The following is an 18218-nucleotide window of genomic DNA, read 5'->3' as shown; positions in this document are numbered from 1 at the left end:
AAACAGCCCAAACGACCTGTAAGCGGATCAGTCCGCGGCGTAATGCCGCGCCAGGAAGTCCAGCAGCAGCGCATTGACCCGCGCACCGTCCTCGCTCTGCAGCCAGTGACCGCAACCTTCCAGCAGGTGCTGCTCCAGGCGCGGCACCTTGGCGGCCATACGCTTGAGCGTTGGCTCCTCGAAGCGCCCGACCGGGTCGCGGTCGCCGAGCAGGAACAGAGTCGGCTGCTCGACCTGCAACTCGCCCAGGTGCTCGGTGCGCTGCCAGTTGCGCTCGAAGTTGCGGTACCAGTTCAGCGCACCGCGGAAGCCGCGGCCGGCGAAGGTCTTTTCGTACACGGCGAACAGCTCTGGCGAGCACCAGGCCGGCAGCGGCAGGTCGTCTGCGCCGTCGAACAGTCTGGCATCGGCCGGTTTGTCGGCCAGCAGCGCGCCCTCCAGGCCGCCGAGCAGCAGGCGCAGGCTGCGGCCGATGTCGGCATCCAACTCGGCCTCGGCCAGGCCCGGCTGCTGGAAGTAGAGGATGTAGTGGAAGCGCCCGGCGTAGGCCGCGCGCATCATCTCGATGGCCGGGCGCTTGGGTCGCCCGCCGAATGGAACGGACAGCGCACCGAGGGCCTGCACCCGTTCGGGCTCCAGCAGGGCCAGGTGCCAGGCCACCGGTGCGCCCCAGTCATGGCCGACCACCGCGACATCGGTTTGCCCAAGGGCATCCATGGCGCCCTGAATATCGCCGCACAGGGTCAGCAGGTCATACGCGGCGGGATCGGCCGGCGCGCTGCTTTGCCCGTAGCCACGCATTTCCGGGGCAAACACCCGGTAACCGGCGGCGGCCAGCGCCTCGATCTGCGGGTGCCAGGCGTACCAGCACTCGGGGAAGCCGTGCAGCAGCCACACCGGCTTGCCGTGCGCCGGGCCGGCGCTGTAGAGGCTTAGGTCGATGCCGTTGACCGCCAGCAGCTGATGCTCGATGTGCATGGGTGCGTCCTTACCAGGTATCGACGAAGGGGCGTTTCTTGCCTGTGCGAGCAGGCGCTTTCGGCGCCGCGTTGAGCCCGCGCAGCAGCCAGGCGCGGCTCTCGGCGGGGTCGATGACGGCGTCTATCTCCAGGTAGCTGGCCATGTTCAGCGCCTTGCCGTTGGCGTAGGCCTTGTCCACCAGTTTGTCGAATAGCGTCTGGCGGCTGGCGTCGTCCGGTTGGGCCGCCAGCTCCTTGGCGAAGCCCAGACGCACCGCGCCCTCCAGGCCCATGGCGCCGAATTCGCCACTGGGCCAGGCGGCGGTGAACAGCGGCGAATGGAAGCTGCCAGCGGCCATGGCCTGGGCACCGAGGCCGTAGCCCTTGCGCAGCACCAGGGTGAAGAACGGCACGCTGAGGCTGGCGGCGGCGACGAACATGCGCGACACATGGCGCACCGTGGCCTGCTTCTCCGCCTCCGGGCCGACCATAAAGCCGGGGGTGTCGCACAGCGACACCATGGGGATATCGAAGGCGTCGCACAGCTGCATAAAGCGCGCGGCCTTGTCGCCGGCCACAGCGTCGATGGCGCCGCCCAGGTGCGCGGGATTGTTGGCGAGCAGGCCGAACGGCTTGCCCTCGATACGGATAAAGGCGGTGATCAGCCCCGGGGCGAACTGGCGGCGCAGCTCCAGCACGCTGCCGCTGTCGGCCAGCAGCTCGATCACCCGGCGGATGTCGTAGACGCGCAGGCGGTTCTCCGGGATGACATGGCGCAGCTCGCGTGGGTCGGCGCACTCCCAGTCGGCCAGCGGCCCCTGGAAGTACGACAGATACTGCTTGGCCACGCGTACGGCCTCTTCCTCGTTCTCCACCAATACGTCGATCACCCCGTTCGGGCCTTGCACGCTGGTGGGGCCGACCTGCTCGGGCTTGAAGCTGCCCAGGCCGCCGCCTTCGATCATCGCCGGGCCGGCCATGCCGACGGTGGCGTCTTTCGCGGCGATGATCACATCGCAGCAGCCGAGCAGGGCGGCGTTGCCGGCGAAGCAGCGGCCGGAGACTATCCCTACCGTTGGGACCAGGCCAGACAGCTTGGCCATGCCGACGAAGGTGTGGCAGTCGAGGCCGGCCACGCCGACGAAGTCGGTGTCGCCCGGCCGCCCGCCGCCACCCTCGGCGAACAGCACCAGCGGCAGGCGCCACTGTTCGGCGAGGCCGAGCATGCGGTCGGTCTTCTTGTGGTTCATCACACCCTGGGTGCCGGCGAACACCGTGTAGTCGTAGGCGATGGCCATGCAGCGCGCCGCCTCGCTGCCGAACTGGCTGGCATTGACCGTGCCGATGCCGGCCACCAGGCCATCGGCCGGGCTCAGCTCCAGCAATTCCTCATGGGGGCGACGGCGGCGTTGGGCGGCCAGGGCCATGGCGCCGTACTCGTTGAAGCTGCCTTCATCGAGCAGGTCGTGCAGGTTCTCGCGGGTGGTGCGCTGGCCGGTCTTGCGCCGCTTGGCCACCGCCTCGGGGCGGCGCGCATCGGTCAGGCGCGCGTGGCGCTCCAGCACCTCGGCCAGGTCGGCGCGGATATGTTCGAGATCGACTGCCTGCTCATCCTGCGCGTGCCCGCCGTCGACCTCGGCGGGTTCGATGAACAGCAATGCCTGGCCTTCGCCCAGCGCATCGCCGGGTGCGGCGGCCAGGGCGCGAACGATGCCACCGCGTTCGGCGCGGACGACGAACTCCATCTTCATCGCCTCCAGCACGGCGACCTGCTGGCCGGCGGCGACGCTATCGCCCTCGGCCACTTCCAGGCTGACCAGCACGCCAGTGCTCGGTGTGTTCAGCGCCAGGGTGCCTGCCGGTGCCTCGATGGCGCTGCGGCTATCGGCGGCGCCAGCGTCTGCCTGGGCGAAATAGCGGTGTGGGTGGGCCGTGCCATGGGCGCCGAGCAGTTCGCCCAGCTGCTGTTCGACGAAGCGCGTGCTGACCTGGTTGCTCAGCACTTCCTCACGCTGCAGCAGGTTCTGCAGCAGGTGCAGGTTGCTCGCCACGCCCTCCAGGCGGAATTCGCAGAGGGCGCGATAGGCGCGGCGCAGGGCACCCGGATAATCGGGCGCGCTGGCGATCAGCTTGGCCAGCAGCGAGTCGTAGGCCGGGCTGACCGGGTAGCCGGCGTAGCCGTAGCCATCCACCCGCAGGCCGGGACCGGACGGTGGCTGGTAGGCGCTCAGCGTGCCGGCGGCCGGGCGCGCGCTGCCGTCGGCGTGCAGGGTTTCCAGGTTGATCCGCAGCTGCACGGCACAGCCCTGCGGCACCGGCGGTTGCAGCAGGCCCAGCTCGGCTAGGCTGGCGCCGGCCGCCAGGCGCAGCTGGCTGTGCAGCAGGTCGACGCCGGTGATCTGCTCGGTGACCGTGTGCTCCACCTGCACCCGTGGGTTGGCCTCCATGAAGTAGAAGTGCTCGCCCTCGACCAGGAATTCGAAGGTGCCGATGCCGCGGTACTTCACCTCGGCGGCCAGGCGCAGGGCGCAGGCGATGATCGCCTCGCGCAGGCCGGCATCCAGGTCGGGGCTGGGGGCGATCTCCACCAGCTTCTGGTGGCGGCGCTGCAGGCTGCACTCGCGCTCCCACAGGTGGCTGACCCGCGCGCCGTCGCCCAGCACCTGCACCTCGATATGGCGGGCGCTCTGCACCAGTTGCTCGATATACAGCGCGCCGTTGCCGAAGGCGCTCTGTGCCTCGGACTGGCAGCGCGCGTAGGCTTCATCCAGCTCGGTGGCGTTATGGATGGCGCGCATGCCGCGGCCACCGCCGCCGGCCAGGGCCTTGAGCATGGCGGCGCCGTGTGCGGCGAGGAAGGCGCGTGCCTCGTCCAGGCTCACCGCGCGGTTGATCCCGGCCACCAGCGGGGCACCGCAGCGTTCTGCCAGCTGGCGGGCGGCGGCCTTGTCGCCGAACAGCTCCAGCACCTCCGGCGCCGGGCCGACGAAGGTCAGTCCGGCAGCATCACAGCGGCGGGCGAACTCGGCGTTCTCGGCGAGAAAGCCGTAGCCGGGGTGCACTGCCGTGCAGCCCTGTTCGCGGGCAATGGCGATCAGCTGATCCATGTCCAGGTAAGCCGGTACGCCGCGCCCCTTGAGCGCCACGGCCAGATCGGCCTTGCGCGTGTGCAGGCTGGCGCCGTCGTCCTCGGCGAACACGGCCACCGAGCGGATGTTCAGGTCGGCGCAGGCCTGGGCGATGCGGATGGCGATTTCGCCGCGGTTGGCGATCAGCAGGGAGGAGAAGGGCATGGCCGGCGGCTCTGTCTGGTTTTTGTGATACGGCCATCTTAGGCGCCGGGCGGCAGGGGTAAAGCAAGCCTGATCAGGCGAAAGGCAGGGTATTTGTGCGAGTGATGGTGGTGGCGCTCAGCCCTGACCGAGGATGTCGCGGCGATAGCGCATCGGCGTGCTGTCCTGCCAGCGGCGGAACGCCTTGGCCAGGCTCGTTGCACTGCTGAAGCCGACGCGTGTGGCGATCTGCTCCAGCGCCAGGTCCGGGTTGGCCAGCAACTGCAGGGTCTGGGCCTCACGGGTCTGGTCGAGCAGCTGGGCGAAGGTCAGGCCATGCTGGCGCAGGCTATGGTGCAGGCGCTCCGGTGACAGGCCGAGTGCGCTCGCCAGTTGCTCGGCGCCGCAGTCCCGCTCCAGGAGGCCGGCCAGCTGCGCACGCAGGGCGCTGAGCGGCAACGCCATGCCGTGCTGGGCCAGGTACTGCAGGATGGGTTGCTCGACCAGGGCCAGCAGGCGCGGATTGGCGCCCGGCAACGGCAAGTCCCAGTGTTCCCGACGGAAGATCAGCGTGGCGCAGTCGCAGTCGAAATGCAGCGGCACGCCCAGTTCCTGCCAGAGCGCGGGAGTGTCCGCCGCGCCGCGATAGAATTCGATCCCGCGCAGGATCTGCGCGGCGCTTTTGCCCGTGAGGCGCTCGAACATGCGGATCTGGAACAACAGGTAGAAGTCCCGCGCCGGCATCGTCGGCTGCGCCTGGGCGAGTGGGCGGAATTCGATGCGCCAGTCGCCGCTTGCATCCTGGTGCAGGGAGGCCGCGCCGCCGGTGCTGATCAGGCTGACCAGTTGCACCTGGCGCTGTACCGCCTCGGCCAGGGTGGCACAGGCGTACAGGGCCAGATCGATGCCGTAGAGGTTGGCCGACTGGTGATAGCGCACGGCCTGCAGGCCGAAGCTCGGGTCGCCACTGACTTCCTGGCAGCGCAGCCAGAGCGGGCTGAGCGTGGTCATCGGCAGGCGCAGCTCGCTGTCGTTCATCACCGCCGGATCGATACCGACCTGCGCCAGCACCGGCAGAGGGTCGATGCCATAGTGCTGGCGCAGGGTGGTGGCCAGGGTACGGACGATGGTGGCCAGGGTGGTCTGGGCAATGCTGGCGGGAGCGGGCGAAGTCATCGGTGGGGCGGCGCGTGTGCAATGGGCTGCCTAGCAGCATGGCTGCAGACGCGCGGTGCTTCAAATGATAAAGCCCCGGACGGGGCCGGGGCGGGTGGCTCAGGGCAGGCGCTGGATGATCGGTGGCAGCCAGTGCTTGTCGAGTACCGCCTGTTCAGGCCAGTACAGGCGCAGGAACAGGCTGAAGTCGCCATCCGGCGCCGGCAGCCAGTTGCTGCTGCGCTCCTGCTCGCTTGGCTGCTCCCGCTGGATGTACAGGTCGAGCGAGCCGTCGGCGTTATAGTGCAGGTCGTCACGGTCGCCCAGCGCATAGCGGTCGAGCGGGTTGTCGGCGAGGAACTGGCGGGCGTTGTACAGGGTCAGCGACCAGAAGGCGCGCACCGGCGGCAGTTGCCCCTTGGCGAAATGCAGCACGTAACGGTGGTTGCCGTTGAGTGGCTGGCCGTCCTGGTCCTTCCACAGGTTTGGATAGATCGCGTCGGCCGCCAGGTTGGCGCCGAGACCGATCTTGGCCACCAGGGCGCGTTGGTCATAGCGGGTGGCGTATTCGCCCAGGTCGTAGCCGATCCGCCAGCCGTTGTAGGTGGTCAGCTTTTCCAGCAGCTCTTTGCTGTCGTTGAGGGTGGCGACTACCTTCTCGTAGCCGATGGCGCTGCCGAGCCGCTGCAGTGGCGACAGTTGCGGCTGGCAGTCATCGCCGAGCAGGCCGGTGGCCTTGATGCGCGCCATCATCGGCGCGTCCTCGGCCCGCGGCGGGTTGTTCGGCAGCAGCCGGCAGAAGGTGGAGAAGAACTCGTCCTGGCTCCAGTTGGCGAGCTGGCGGTCCGGCGGCAGCTCGCGTTCGAGCCTCGGCAGGGTGGCCATCTCCACCGGTGCCGGCGCGCCCGGATGCCCCTGCCAGGCGCTCAGCGGCATCAGCCTGAACTGCTGTTGCAGCGCGCCGACCTCGGCGTAGTCCTGTGGCCCGCTGCTCTTGATCCGCCCGATCATCCAGGCCAGCTCGGTGGGCACGCGCACCAGCTCCATGCCGCTGGGAACCTGCCCCTGCCAGGTCGGCCCGGCGAGCAGGTAGGTCTTCGGCCCGGTGCCGATGGTGCGGGTGCCGGGGCTCACCACCACGTTGGTCCAGGCATCCATGATCTGCATCATGTAGAAATGCCCGGCGGTGGACGGAATGCTCATCACCAGCGGTTCGTGGCGCAGATCGAAGTGGCTCAGGGTGTAGAGCGTGTCGACGTTCGGTGACACCACGCTGTTGAAGCTGGCGTCGGGGAAGCGCTGGCGGTGGTTGAGGCCGTTGATCGCGCTGGTGCCGACCAGCATCTGGTGCTGTTTGGTCAGCTCCATGATCACCAGCGGATAGCCGAACAGGTAGGCCTGGGCGGTTTCCCGGGCCTGGTGGATGACGCTGCCGGTGACCAGGCCGGCGGCGATCAGCGCCCCGGCTCCGAGTCCCAGGCCCCAGCGCTGCTTCTTGCTGAAAGGCATGCAATGCTCTCCTTCGAGTCGTGTATGTGGCTGTGGGGGCTACTTGCCCAGGCGCTTGAGCTGGGCCGGGGTGAATTCGGCCTTCGACATCGAGGCGCCGAACTCGGCCTTCTGGGTGACCTCGTTGGTCAGGTAGTTGGTCGCGTAGCGGCCAGAGATCAGGTCGTAGGTCGCCTCGGCGACGGTGATCGGCAACTGCACGTCGTGGTACATCGCCAGGTGCGACTCGTAGCTGCGCCACAGCTCGCCACGGCTGTCGTAGATGTCGGTCGCCATCACCTGCCAGGTGTCTTCGTCGAGGTAGAAGCGGCGCTTGCCATAGACGTTGCGGGCGCCCTGTTTCAGGGTCGCCTCCACCACCCAGACGCGGTGCCTCTCATAGCGGGCATATTGCGGATTGAGGTGGCCGGGCTTGAGCAGGTCGGCGTACTTCAGGCTCTTGCTGGCCAGCCGGTAGGCGTTGTAGCCCACCAGCAGCTCCTGCTTGCCGATCAGCTTCCAGTCGTAGCGATCCGGCGCGCCGTTGTAGCCGTCGACGCTGTCGGATATCACCTGGCCGAAGCTGTAGCGCGCACTGCTGTCGTAGGCCGCGGTGGGCGCGCGGCGCACGCGACGCTGGCCGGGGATGTACTGCCAGGCGGAGCGTGGCTCGATGACCTGGTTGAGTGGCTCGTGGATCAGCGTCACCTCGCCGGCATAGCGCGAAGGCGAGGTGGTGCGGATGCGGTTGAAGAACATCAGGTTGGCGCCCGGCTCCAGATCGCTGACGCGCTCGCGGAACGCGCTCAGGGCGTCGTAGTTGACCAGGGTGAAGTCACCACTCTCCTGCACCGTGGCCGAGGCGAACTGGCGGCGCACCGAACCGCCGCGGAAGCGAGTGAGGTGGTTCCACATCACCTCCAGCGCCTCGGTGGGCTGGGCGAACGGCACGCCGAAGGTGTAGCCGTTCAGACCATTGCCGTTCTCGGCGAGGCTCACCTTGGCCAGGTTGGCGCGGGTCTCGTCGAGATAGGCCTGGGGCAGCGTGCTGGTGCGATGGCTCGGGAAAACCTGCATGCGGTAGTCGGGGAAGCGCTGGAACATGGCCCGCTGGCCGGCGCTCAGCAGGGCCTGGTACTGCGCGACGTTGGCCTTGCTGATCACGTACAGCGGCTGCTCGCTGGCGAACGGGTCGGCGTAGTCGCCATTGCTGGCGATGGCCGCGGCACCGCTGGGCAGGCCACCGTCCCAGGCCGGGATGCTGCCGTCGGCGTTGGCGGCGCGCTCGGCGCCGACCGGGGTGAGCGAGCCGTCGAGCCGGCTGGCGTCGGATTCCTTGGCGTGTGCCAGGGTGCAGGCGGCCAGCAGGGCAAGAGCGAAAGGCAGTTTCTTCAGGGCGACAGTCATGATCAGAAGCTCGCTTTGACGGTGACCGAGGCGAAGTCGCGGTCATCGATGGTGGAGAACTCGTTGGAGCCGAAGAAGGCGTTGTAGGCCAGCTCTAGCGAGTAGTTGTTGCGGTAGTCGAAGGTCAGGGCCAGACCTGCCGCCTGCTGGCCTTCCTGGAAGTTGGGGCCGTTGCCCTCGACGTCATGCCGCCAGTTGAGCGACGGGGTGATCACCGTGGCCGGCAGCAGGTCCTCGTAGTTCAGCGCCAGGCGCAGGCGGTAGCCCCAGGAGAAGTCGGTCATCAGGCCGTCGGTGTTGCAGTTGTCGGCGTTGTAGGCGGCCAGCTCGGCGGCGCTTAGGCCACCCGGCGCACCAAAAGCGGTGGCGGCGGTGCAGATGGCCCCGTCGGTGGGCGGGGTGCGGCCGAAGCTGCCGGCGCGGCCATAGCGCTCGTCCTGCGGGTCGAGGCTGCCGATCCAGTTGGCGCCGATCTCGCCGGCCCAGGCCAGGCGCTGGGCACCCAGCACGTTGGAAACGGTGTCGGTGGCGCCCAGGCTGAACTGCCAGACTTCCTTGCGCTTGTAGCCCTCCACCGTGCTGCCGCGGGCTGCGGCCAGTTCGGCCGGGGTCATCGGCTGGATCGGCGTGGTGGCCTGGCCGACGAGGATGCCGACCAGGTCGGCGGGGTTGTAGCCCAGCGGCAGGTTGGGCCGGTAGCTCAACTCGCCGAACACCGCGGTGCTGCCGACCACACCGCTGATGCTGGTACCGAACAGGCGGATGTTTTCCGGGTACACGGTGTAGTAGTCGCCGGTGTTCAGGTTGGTGCCCGGGTTGCCGCCGGCCAGCGGCGCCTGGCGGGAGATCACGCCGTTCAGCTGCGGCGTGCGGCTGTGGTAGTTGGCGTAGTAGAGGCCGAGGTCGGCGTCGTTCAGCGCCTCGATCACATAGTGCAGGGCCAGGCCGTACTGGCCGGTGTCCCTGGCCCAGTCGGTGCCTGTGCGTTGCAGATAGCGTTCGCCGAGCATGCGCTGCGCCGGCGGCAATGCGCCCGCATCGGGCCGGGTGGTGATGTCGGTGGTGGCGAGGCCGCCACCGATCATGGCGTCGAACTGGCAGCCTTCCTGGACGTTGTCGTTGCCGCTGAAGAAGGTGCCGCAGCCATCGAGTACCGAGGGGCGGAAGTTGTACTGCCAGAAGCCCTCGACACTGAGCGAGTCGGCCAGGTCGAAGTTGAAGCTGAGCATCTCCACCGGCAGCTGGCCTTCTTTCAGCTCGACACCGGGGCGGTTGAATGCGGAAACGTCCAGCGGGTTGATGGCATTGATGCCGTTCTGCAGGAACAGCGCCTCGCCCCAGCTCAGCACCTGTTTGCCGACCTTCACGCCGAGGCGTCTTTCGGCAATCTCGAAGTCCTTCCAGGCATAGGCGTCGAGGACCTCGAAGCCCTTGAAGCGCGCCAGGTCCTGCCAGCCCGAGTCGTCGAACTCGCGGAAGTCGCCGTCGCCGGTTTCCAGGGCATGGTCGTACCAGTACTTGAAGCGCACGAAAGCGCCCTGGCTGCCATCGTTGAGATCAAAGTCGCTCAGGCCCTTGAACACCGTGGAGATGGTGTCGCCCTTCTCGAAGTTGAGCTTGCCGTCGTCGCCGTTGTAGTTGATGCCGCGCCCGACCTTGCCGATGCTGGCGGCGTCGGCCTTGGTCAGCAGGCCCTTGTCGGCATCCTCCAGGGCCCAACTGGTGCCGAGCGTGAGGGTGGTGTTGGTGGTCAGGCTCCAGTCACCGCCGACCTGCCAGGTCGCGGCCTGTGCTGTGCTGCCGAGCGTCGCGAGGGCCACGCCCAGGGCCAGCAGGGTGGGGCGTACGGGTGTACGAGTCGAGGCGAGTTGCTTCATGCTTACTAAATCACCTGTTGTTTTTATATTGGCGAGGGTCGGCTGCCATTCGCGGCAGTGCCGCCATGACCGCGGGTCTGACGGGAGTTCGATGGGAGCAATATTCGGAGGGCGGTCGTGAGTCATCGGCGGACAAATACTTTCCCGCGACATCGGGCGCGGGCATCGGTTTGCCCCTCGATCTTCGTCGGCGCAGTGCAGGTGCTCGAGGCCCGCGGCATCGATCTGGAGTTGCTGCAGCGCGAGTGGGGCATGCGCCTGGCCACGCTGCGCCAGCCGCATCTGCGGGTGCCTTCGTTTCTCGCCAGGCGCTTCTGGGAGGCGGCGCGGCGTCTGGATGGAGACGAGGCCATCGGCCTGGAGATCGCCCGTCTCAACGATCCCGGCATGCTGCAGGGCCTGGCCTACCTGATGCAGCTGATGCCGGATCGCCTCAGCGCGATCGAGCGGCTGTTGCACTTCTGGCCGCTGGCTTCCAGCCATTCGGCGAGCAGCGCCGAGATCGAGGGCGAGGTGCTGCGCCTGCGCGTGTGGCCCAGCGTGGCCCTGCGCCCGGCGGTGGAGGAAGTCGACTTCTGGGCGGCGCGGCAGGTCTACCACCTGAAGAGCTTCCCCGGCGCCCCGGCGGCCCTGCGCGAGCTGCGCCTGCGCCGACGCCCGCCGGCGGACCCGAGCCCCTGGCTGCGCATGGCGGGCGCACCGGTGGTTTTCGGCGCCGATGCCGACGAGCTGGTGCTCGATCTGCAGGCGCTGCGGGCGCCGCGACTACCCGGGAGTGCGGCGGTCTGCGCGGCGCTGGAAGAGGCGCTGCTGGTGTACGCCGAGCAGACTGCGGAGGGCGGTGAACTGGAGCAGGTCGCCAGCGCGGTGCTCGACAGCCTGCCGGGGGAGGCCAGCCTGGAGCAGGTTGCCGAACACTTGCACATGACCCCGCGCACCCTGCATCGCACCTTACTGCGCGAGGGCTGGAGCTTCAGCTCGATCATCGACGAGCACCGCCGCCTGCTCGCCGCCGACCTGCTGCGCGACGAGGGTCTGACCTCGGGCGAAGTGGCCGATCGGCTCGGCTATCGCGAGCTGTCCAGCTTCAATCGCGCCTTCCGCCGCTGGTACGGCGTGACCCCCGCGGCCTTCCGTGAGGGGCTTCCCGGCCAGGCTTGAGCAGCATCGGTAGCGATGCGATTGCCTGCGGCCACCGCGATGCGGTATCAACGCTGCCCATAACAAGAACCCCATGAGGGCGCGCCATGAACGAACTGCTGCACAGCCTGGACTGGGTGCTGCCATTGCGCAGCGACGGGCTCACTCCGCTGATGCGTTTCTTCACCCTGCTCGGCTACGAGAAATTCATCCTGTTCTTCCTGCCACTGGGCTACTGGGCCTGGAGCCGCGGCGTGTTCCTGCGCCTGCTGGTGCTGGTGGCGCTCACCGCGCTGCTCAATGCCTGGCTCAAGGACTTCTGGCAGGACCCGCGACCGGATATCGCCCTGCGCATGGATCACGAGGTGGGCGACAGCTTCGGCCTGCCCAGCGGCCATGCGCAGATCGCCGTGGTGATCTGGTTCTGGCTGGCCTGGGAGCTGCGCCGAACCTGGGCCTGGCTGGTGGCTGGGGTCGTGGCGACGGGGATCATCTTCAGCCGCCTGTACCTGGGCGCTCATGACGTGGAGGATGTGCTCGGCGGCTCGCTGCTGGGCATCGCCACCCTCGTCGTGTTCGAGTACGCGCGGCGCTGGAGCGGCTGGCGCGAGGCCCATATTGGCTGGCACCTGGGCCTGATCCTGCTGGTGTTCCTGGCCGCCTGGCTGAGCTGGCCGGGCGCGGCGCCCAGCTATGTGCCGCTGCTGGCGGGCATGCTGGTCGGCGTGCTGTGCGGCTATCGGCAGCTTGGGTTTTCCGCCGAGGTCGCTGTCTGGCGCCGTCTGCTGGCGGCGCTCGTCGGTGCGCTGGCGTTTATCCTGCTGCAGAAGGGCCTGAAGCTGCTCGGCGATGTCCTGCCGCTGGAGCCGATGGCCTGGCAGGGGCTGCGCGGCCTGGCGATGGGGCTGTTCGTGGCCTGGCTGATGCCATGGCTGCTGGTGCGCGCGGGACTGTTGGTGGCGGTGCGCAAACCGGAGCCGGAGCAGTTGCCCGAGGCGGCCGCAGCCTGACAGATGTCGTAGGGCGGGTGAAACCCGCGTGACACAAGTCGCGGGTTACACCGCCCTACGGCAGTGGCTGCAGCGTTTGATAATGGGCCGCCCATGCAGCGACCCAGCGCAGTCATCCGCGGTTAGCTGCGGCGTTCGACTATATAGCGGGCCAGCTCGCGCAGCGGCTCGGCGCTGTCGCCGAACGAGCGCAGGGCGTGCAGGGCCTGGTCGCGCAACTCAAGGGCATAGGCCTTGGCCGCATCCAGGCCGAGCAGGGCCGGGTAGGTCGGCTTGTGGTTGGCTTCGTCCTTGCCCTGGGTCTTGCCCAGGGTGGCGGTGTCGCTTTCCACGTCGAGGATGTCGTCCTGCACCTGGAACGCCAGGCCCACGGCCCGGGCGTACTGCTGCAGCGAACGCAGGCCGGCCAGGTCGGCCTTGCCGCTGGCCAGGGCGCCGAGCTGCACGCTGGCCTCGATCAGCGCACCGGTCTTGTGCCGGTGCATGGTTTCCAGGGCCTGCTGGTCGAGCTGGCGACCGACTGACTCGAGGTCGATGGCCTGGCCGCCGACCATGCCGGCCGGGCCGGCGGCGCGGGCCAGGCCGAGCACCATGGACAGGCGCAGGTCCGGGTCCTGTGGGTTGCGGCGGGCGTCGGCCAGGGCCTCGAAGGCCAGGCTCTGCAGGCCGTCGCCGGCGAGAATGGCGCAGGCCTCGTCGTAGGCGATATGGGTAGTCGGCTGGCCTCGGCGCAGGTCGTCGTCGTCCATGGCCGGCAGATCGTCGTGCACCAACGAGTAGGCGTGGATCAGCTCCACCGCGCAGGCGGCGCCATCGGCGCGGTCGAGGTCACCTTCCAGCGCTTCGCAGGCGGCGTACACCAGCAGCGGGCGCACGCGCTTGCCACCGTTGACCACGCTGTAGCGCATGGCCTGGTACAGGCGGGCCAACTCGCTGCGCGGGGCATCGAACAATTCTTCCAGCGCGGCGTCGACCCGCGCCTGGCAGCGCTGCTGGTACGCGGCGATCATGCCTGTTCGTCCGCGTCGAAGGGCACTTCCTCCAGCTCGCCGTCACGCTCCAGCAACTGCTGGACCTTCTGCTCGGCCTGGGCCAGGGCGGCCTGGCAGTCGCGGGTCAGGCCGATGCCCTGTTCGAAGGCGGTCAGCGAATCTTCCAGGGACAGCTCGCCGCTCTCCAGGCGCTCGACCAGGGTTTGCAGGTCGGCGAGGGATTTTTCGAAATCGACGGCGGCTTTCTTGCGGGCCATGGGGACGGGTTCTCGGCTCTGTGGGGGCGTGGGTCAGAAGCGCAGGACTTCGCCGTTGCTGCGGGTCGGCGCCACCAACGGGATACGTGGCTGCTGCTCGGCCTTGGGTTTGGCGGGTTTCGGGGTGACGGCCGGCTTGGGCGCCTCGGCGATCGGTTGGTTGCGCAGCGGCTCGATGGCTTCCGCCAGACGCTGGGCCAGCTGGCGCAGCAGACGGCTCTGCGCCTGGACCTGGTCGGCGGTGGTGCCGCTGTGGGCCTCTTCCAGGCGCAGTAGCTGGCTGTCGCGCAGCTGGCCGCTCTTGTCGAGCAGGCGCCACTGGGCTTCCAGCACGGCCGGATGGGACGGGCCGGAGTCGAGGCGGATGATGTTCAGCAGCACCTGCACGTCCGGCTTGAAGTCGGCGGCGGTGGTGGGGGCCAGCACGGTGCGCTGGCTGTCCAGGCGCCAGGCCAGCTGGCGCAGCAGCAACTGGTCGATATCGGCGGCCAGGCTGCCGGCCCAGCGCGCGTCGTCGGCGGCCAGCAGGCTGCCGTCGTTCTGACGTTGCAGGAGGGTTTCGCGTTGCAGGTAGTCAGCCACCGAGACGGGGCCTAGCAGCACGGCCAGGCCCTGGGGCTGGGTGGGAATGGCGGCGTTGCCGTTGTCCAGCTGGTACAGCGGTATCGGCTTGTGCGCCGTGCAGCCGGCCAGGCCGAGGAGGCCGGTCAGCAGCAGTACGGAAGAAAGGCGCAGCAGTTTCATCGGTTCACCTGAGGGCCGCGCGGGCGGCCGTGATCGTACGTCAAGGCCGCGTATGATCCGTCAAAGCGGCCGCGGACTCCAGCCCGCGGCGCTCTACGGCATGCCTTGCGCGCTGCGCTTGAGCGCAGCGGCGGCTCAGGCCGGGGTTTCCACCAGCAGTGAATCGACCCGCTGGAAGCCACGCGGCAGCTTGTTGCCACGCCGTCCACGCTCACCCTTGTAGTGCTCCAGGTCGTCCGGCTTGAGCGACAGGGTGCGCTTGCCGGCCTGCAGGACCAGGGTGGCGCCGGTGGGCAGCACGGCCAGGTCGGTGAGGTACTCCTCGCGACTGGCCACGCGCTCACCGGGGATGCCGATGATCTTGTTGCCCTTGCCTTTGCCCAGCTGCGGCAGGTCGCGCACCGGGAACAGCAACAGACGGCCTTCGGTGGTCACCGCCGCCAGCCAGTTGTCCTCGACACTGGCCACCGGCTTGGGCGGTACCACCAGCGAGCCGTTGGGCAGGCTGAGCAGGGTCTTGCCGGCCTTGTTCTTGGCCTGCAGGTCCTCGCCCTTGACCACGAAGCCGTAGCCGGCGTCGGAGGCGATCACGTACAGGGCGCTGTCTTCCGGCAGCAGCACGCAGTCGAAGGTGGCACCCGGCGGCGGTTGCAGACGGCCGGTGAGCGGCTCGCCCTGGCCGCGTGCCGACGGCAGGCTATGGGCGGCGAGGGAATAACTCCTGCCGGTTGAGTCGATAAATACCGCGTACTGGTTCGAGCGGCCCGGCGCGGCGGCCTTGAAGCCGTCGCCGGCCTTGTACGACAGGCCGGTGGCGTCGATATCGTGGCCCTTGGCGCAACGTACCCAGCCTTTTTCCGAGAGCACCACGGTGACCGGCTCGGTCGGCATCAGCTCGGTTTCCGACAAGGCGCGGGCCTCGGCGCGGGCGACGATCGGCGAGCGACGGTCATCGCCGTACTTCTCGGCGTCGTCGAGGATTTCCTGGCGCACCAGCTTCTTCAGCTTGGCTTCGCTGCCGAGCAGGGCCAGCAGCTTGGCGCGTTCTTTGGCCAGCTCGTCCTGCTCGCCACGGATCTTCATCTCTTCCAGGCGGGCCAACTGGCGCAGGCGGGTGTCGAGGATGTAGTCGGCCTGGATGTCGGTGAGGCCGAAGCGCTCCATCAGCACCGGCTTGGGCTGGTCCTCGGTGCGGATGATATGGATCACTTCATCCAGGTTGAGGAAGGCGGTGAGCAAGCCTTCCAACAGGTGCAGGCGCTTCTCGACCTTGTCCAGGCGGAACTGCAGGCGGCGGCGCACGGTGCCGACGCGGTACTGCAGCCACTCGCTGAGCAGGGTGCGCAGGTCTTTCACCTGCGGCTTGCCGTCCAGGCCGATGACGTTGGTGTTGACCCGGTAGCTGGACTCCAGGTCGGTGGTGGCGAACAGGTGGGTCATCAGCTCGTCGGCATCCACGCGGTTGGAGCGCGGGATGATGACGATGCGGCAGGGGTTCTCGTGGTCCGACTCGTCGCGCAGGTCGGCGACCATCGGCAGCTTCTTGGCCTGCATCTGCGCGGCGATCTGCTCCAGCACCTTGGCCCCGGAGACCTGGTGCGGCAGGGCGGTGACCACGATATCGCCGTCCTCGACGCGGTACACGGCGCGCATACGCACCGAGCCACGGCCGGTCTCGTAGATCTTCAGCAGGTCGGCCTTGGGCGTGATGACTTCCGCCTCGGTGGGGAAGTCCGGGCCGAGGATGTGCTCGCACAGTTGCTCGACCGTGGCATTCGGCTCGTCCAGCAGGCGCACGCAGGCGCTGGCGACTTCGCGCAGGTTGTGCGGCGGCACGTCGGTGGCCATGCCCACGGCGATGCCGGTGGTGCCGTTGAGCAGCAGGTTGGGCAGGCGCGCCGGCAGGGTCGCCGGCTCGTCGAGGGTGCCGTCGAAGTTCGGTACCCAGTCCACGGTGCCCTGGCCCAGCTCGGCCAGCAGCACTTCCGAGTAGCGCGACAGGCGCGCCTCGGTGTAACGCATGGCGGCGAAGGACTTGGGATCGTCCGGCGCACCCCAGTTGCCCTGGCCGTCGACCAGCGTGTAGCGGTAGCTGAACGGCTGCGCCATCAGCACCATGGCCTCGTAGCAGGCGCTGTCACCGTGGGGGTGGAACTTGCCGAGCACGTCGCCGACGGTACGCGCCGACTTCTTGTGCTTGGAGTCGGCATCCAGGCCCAGCTCGCTCATCGCGTAGACGATGCGGCGCTGCACGGGTTTGAGGCCGTCGCCGATATGCGGCAGGGCGCGGTCCATGATCACGTACATGGAGTAGTTGAGATAAGCCTGCTCGGTGAAGTCGGCGAGGGAACGTCGTTCCACGCCTTCCAGGCTCAAATCGAGGGTGTCGCTCATGCGTGCCTCATGGTCATTTCAGTGAAGTCGATTGGCGCAGCACCAGAGTGCCGCCCTTCTGAGTGAATTCGAGTTGCTTGAGGGCGCTCATGCCGAGCAGCACCTCGTTGCCGTCCATGCCGGGGGTGATCAGCGCCGCCACGTCGCGCAGCTGGATATCGCCGAGCTGCAGCAGGCCGAGGCGGGTGCGCGCACCAGTGACGGTACCGTTGGCGGTACGGATCTGCACCGGCGCGCCGGGCTGCAGGCCGAGCTTGCCGGCCAGTTTCTGCGGCACGGCCACGGCGGTGGCGCCGGTATCGAGCAGGAAGGTCACGGTGTGGCCGTCGATCTGCCCGTCCAGCACGTAGTGGCCGCCGCGGCTGCTGGCCAGGCGCACTTCGATATAGCCGTCGCCGTGCACCGACTGCAGCTGGCGATTGGGGTTGTCGCGCTGCTCTTCCCAGTTGCCGAACCAGTGCGTGGCCAAGGCCAGGGCCGCGACCCAGGCCAGGATCAGCATCACGCGGGCGGCGCGCTGGCCGGTGGGGCGTTCGCTCATGGCGCGCTCCAGCCGCCTGCCGGGGCCTTGAACTGCCACAGCAGCGGCCGGCTCTCGCCGTCGGCGCGGGCCAGGTCGTTGTTGTCCAGGCCCAGCCAGGCGCCGTCCTTGTCCAGCCACAGGGCCTCGGCGACGCCGTAGGGTTCGGGGTAGGCGCGACCTTCGGCCAGGGCGGCAGCGGCGAACGACCAGCACTTCTGCTCCGCGCCAGTGGCCGGGTCGCGGCGGCAGATGCGCTGCTCCAGGCGTTCCAGGCTGAACAGCTTGCCATTCAGATAGGCCAGGTCGCCGAAGCTGCGCGGGTGACGGGCATCGCTCTGCGGAGTCAGCGGCGAGCGTAGTTGGCCGGCCTCGGACATCAGGATGCAGCCGCCGGTGCAGCGCCAGCGGCCCTTGTCCTTGTGCAGCACCAGCAGGCCACGGCGCTCGCGCTCGGCGGCCAGCCACAGACGCTCGCCGGCCGGGTCGATGGCTAGGCCTTCGAGCAGGGCGTTGTGGCGCAGCAGCATGCCGCTGGCGCGGGCCTGGCGGATCAGCTCGTCGGGCAGCGGCAGCCATTCGGCCATGCCGCTGGGGCCGACTTGCAGCAGGGCGACATGGGCTTCGCTAAGCAGGTAGCGGTTGCCCTTGTCGTCGCAGCTGATGCTCTCGAAATCCAGCTCACCCTGGCGCACCAGGTTGGCCGCCCAGGTGCGCATGCGCAAGCCCCAGGGCAGCGCGCTGGGCGGCACCGGCGGCGCTGCGAAGGTCTCGGCCTCGGCCTGCCAGGCGCCGTCACCCGGCTGCAGGCGATACAGACGGTCGTCCTCGCGGTCGGACACCGCCAGCCAGTCCGCGCCGCAGCGGGTCAGACCGGACAGATTGCCGCCGGCCATGCCGTCCACGGCATGCTCGGCCAGCAGCTCCAGCTCGACCGGTTGTTTGGGCTTGTCGGCCGCGGCCGCCGTGCAGGCGAACAGCAGGCCGGCGAGGGCGAGGCTCA

At 68.5% G+C, this 18218-nt stretch carries 14 protein-coding genes; 2 read left to right on the top strand and 12 right to left on the bottom strand.

The window, feature by feature from the left end; all coding sequences use genetic code 11:
* Positions 1–27: 27 nt before the first annotated feature.
* From N7607_RS19895 to N7607_RS19870, 6 genes are all read right to left on the bottom strand, one after another.
* Positions 28–978, bottom strand: a complete 951-nt coding sequence (locus N7607_RS19895) for an alpha/beta hydrolase (protein ID WP_279867781.1) — start codon at positions 976–978, stop codon at positions 28–30.
* A 10-nt stretch (positions 979–988) separates the two neighbouring features.
* Entirely contained in the window at positions 989–4252 is a 3264-nt protein-coding gene (locus N7607_RS19890) for a carboxyl transferase domain-containing protein (RefSeq protein ID WP_279867782.1), read from the bottom strand.
* 117 nt (positions 4253–4369) lie between these two features.
* Positions 4370–5407, bottom strand: coding sequence for an AraC family transcriptional regulator (locus N7607_RS19885; protein WP_279867783.1), 1038 nt, complete (start codon positions 5405–5407; stop codon positions 4370–4372).
* A gap of 99 nt (positions 5408–5506) precedes the next feature.
* Entirely contained in the window at positions 5507–6895 is a 1389-nt protein-coding gene (locus N7607_RS19880; RefSeq protein WP_279867784.1) for a DUF1254 domain-containing protein, read from the bottom strand.
* 39 nt (positions 6896–6934) lie between these two features.
* Positions 6935–8281, bottom strand: a complete 1347-nt coding sequence (locus N7607_RS19875; protein WP_279867786.1) for a DUF1329 domain-containing protein — start codon at positions 8279–8281, stop codon at positions 6935–6937.
* Positions 8282–8283: 2 nt separating this feature from the next.
* A complete protein-coding gene (locus N7607_RS19870; RefSeq protein ID WP_279867788.1) occupies positions 8284–10158 on the bottom strand; it encodes a DUF1302 domain-containing protein in 1875 nt (624 codons plus the stop codon).
* A gap of 201 nt (positions 10159–10359) precedes the next feature.
* On the opposite strand from N7607_RS19870, the gene N7607_RS19865 reads away from it, so the two are divergent.
* Positions 10360–11319 carry an AraC family transcriptional regulator gene (locus N7607_RS19865; RefSeq protein ID WP_279867789.1) on the top strand — a complete coding sequence of 320 codons (960 nt, stop codon included), beginning with the start codon at positions 10360–10362 and terminating at the stop codon, positions 11317–11319.
* Positions 11320–11405: 86 nt separating this feature from the next.
* Entirely contained in the window at positions 11406–12308 is a 903-nt protein-coding gene (locus N7607_RS19860) for a phosphatase PAP2 family protein (RefSeq protein ID WP_279867791.1), read from the top strand.
* 122 nt (positions 12309–12430) lie between these two features.
* On the opposite strand, the gene ispA is transcribed toward N7607_RS19860, so the two are convergent.
* The 6 genes from ispA to N7607_RS19830 all read right to left on the bottom strand — a co-directional run bounded on the left by ispA (position 12431) and on the right by N7607_RS19830 (position 18198).
* Positions 12431–13318 (bottom strand): (2E,6E)-farnesyl diphosphate synthase, encoded by an 888-nt coding sequence (gene ispA / locus N7607_RS19855; RefSeq protein ID WP_279867793.1) that lies wholly within the window; start codon positions 13316–13318, stop codon positions 12431–12433.
* A complete protein-coding gene (locus tag N7607_RS19850) occupies positions 13315–13557 on the bottom strand; it encodes an exodeoxyribonuclease VII small subunit (RefSeq protein ID WP_137970801.1) in 243 nt (80 codons plus the stop codon). Before N7607_RS19850 ends, ispA begins: the two co-directional genes overlap by 4 nt.
* 33 nt (positions 13558–13590) lie before the next feature.
* On the bottom strand, positions 13591–14301 hold the full coding sequence (locus N7607_RS19845) for an ABC-type transport auxiliary lipoprotein family protein (RefSeq protein ID WP_279867795.1): 711 nt from the start codon (positions 14299–14301) through the stop codon (positions 13591–13593).
* A gap of 135 nt (positions 14302–14436) precedes the next feature.
* Positions 14437–16695, bottom strand: a complete 2259-nt coding sequence (gene parC / locus N7607_RS19840; RefSeq protein ID WP_279867798.1) for a DNA topoisomerase IV subunit A — start codon at positions 16693–16695, stop codon at positions 14437–14439.
* Positions 16696–16708: 13 nt separating this feature from the next.
* A complete protein-coding gene (locus tag N7607_RS19835) occupies positions 16709–17236 on the bottom strand; it encodes a TIGR02281 family clan AA aspartic protease (RefSeq protein ID WP_279867799.1) in 528 nt (175 codons plus the stop codon).
* On the bottom strand, positions 17233–18198 hold the full coding sequence (locus N7607_RS19830; protein WP_279867823.1) for an esterase-like activity of phytase family protein: 966 nt from the start codon (positions 18196–18198) through the stop codon (positions 17233–17235). Before N7607_RS19830 ends, N7607_RS19835 begins: the two co-directional genes overlap by 4 nt.
* Positions 18199–18218: the final 20 nt, after the last annotated feature.

The sequence above is a fragment of the Pseudomonas sp. GD04019 genome, assembly GCF_029837695.1.
Classification (GTDB): Bacteria; Pseudomonadota; Gammaproteobacteria; order Pseudomonadales; family Pseudomonadaceae; genus Aquipseudomonas.
The sequence above is the reverse complement of the archived record's forward strand: the minus strand, read 5'-3'. Positions and strand labels throughout refer to the sequence as shown.

What these genes read in the sequence shown, in the direction of transcription:
- ispA (WP_279867793.1), bottom strand. Translation starts at nt 13,318, where the DNA reads ATGATCGCCGCGTACCAGCAGCGCTGCCAGGCGCGGGTCGACGCCGCG.
- N7607_RS19835 (WP_279867799.1), bottom strand. Translation starts at nt 17,236, where the DNA reads ATGAGCGAACGCCCCACCGGCCAGCGCGCCGCCCGCGTGATGCTGATC.
- N7607_RS19895 (WP_279867781.1), bottom strand. Translation starts at nt 978, where the DNA reads ATGCACATCGAGCATCAGCTGCTGGCGGTCAACGGCATCGACCTAAGC.
- N7607_RS19880 (WP_279867784.1), bottom strand. Translation starts at nt 6,895, where the DNA reads ATGCCTTTCAGCAAGAAGCAGCGCTGGGGCCTGGGACTCGGAGCCGGG.
- N7607_RS19845 (WP_279867795.1), bottom strand. Translation starts at nt 14,301, where the DNA reads ATGAAACTGCTGCGCCTTTCTTCCGTACTGCTGCTGACCGGCCTCCTC.
- N7607_RS19885 (WP_279867783.1), bottom strand. Translation starts at nt 5,407, where the DNA reads ATGACTTCGCCCGCTCCCGCCAGCATTGCCCAGACCACCCTGGCCACC.
- parC (WP_279867798.1), bottom strand. Translation starts at nt 16,695, where the DNA reads ATGAGCGACACCCTCGATTTGAGCCTGGAAGGCGTGGAACGACGTTCC.
- N7607_RS19875 (WP_279867786.1), bottom strand. Translation starts at nt 8,281, where the DNA reads ATGACTGTCGCCCTGAAGAAACTGCCTTTCGCTCTTGCCCTGCTGGCC.
- N7607_RS19850 (WP_137970801.1), bottom strand. Translation starts at nt 13,557, where the DNA reads ATGGCCCGCAAGAAAGCCGCCGTCGATTTCGAAAAATCCCTCGCCGAC.
- N7607_RS19870 (WP_279867788.1), bottom strand. Translation starts at nt 10,158, where the DNA reads ATGAAGCAACTCGCCTCGACTCGTACACCCGTACGCCCCACCCTGCTG.
- N7607_RS19860 (WP_279867791.1), top strand. Translation starts at nt 11,406, where the DNA reads ATGAACGAACTGCTGCACAGCCTGGACTGGGTGCTGCCATTGCGCAGC.
- N7607_RS19890 (WP_279867782.1), bottom strand. Translation starts at nt 4,252, where the DNA reads ATGCCCTTCTCCTCCCTGCTGATCGCCAACCGCGGCGAAATCGCCATC.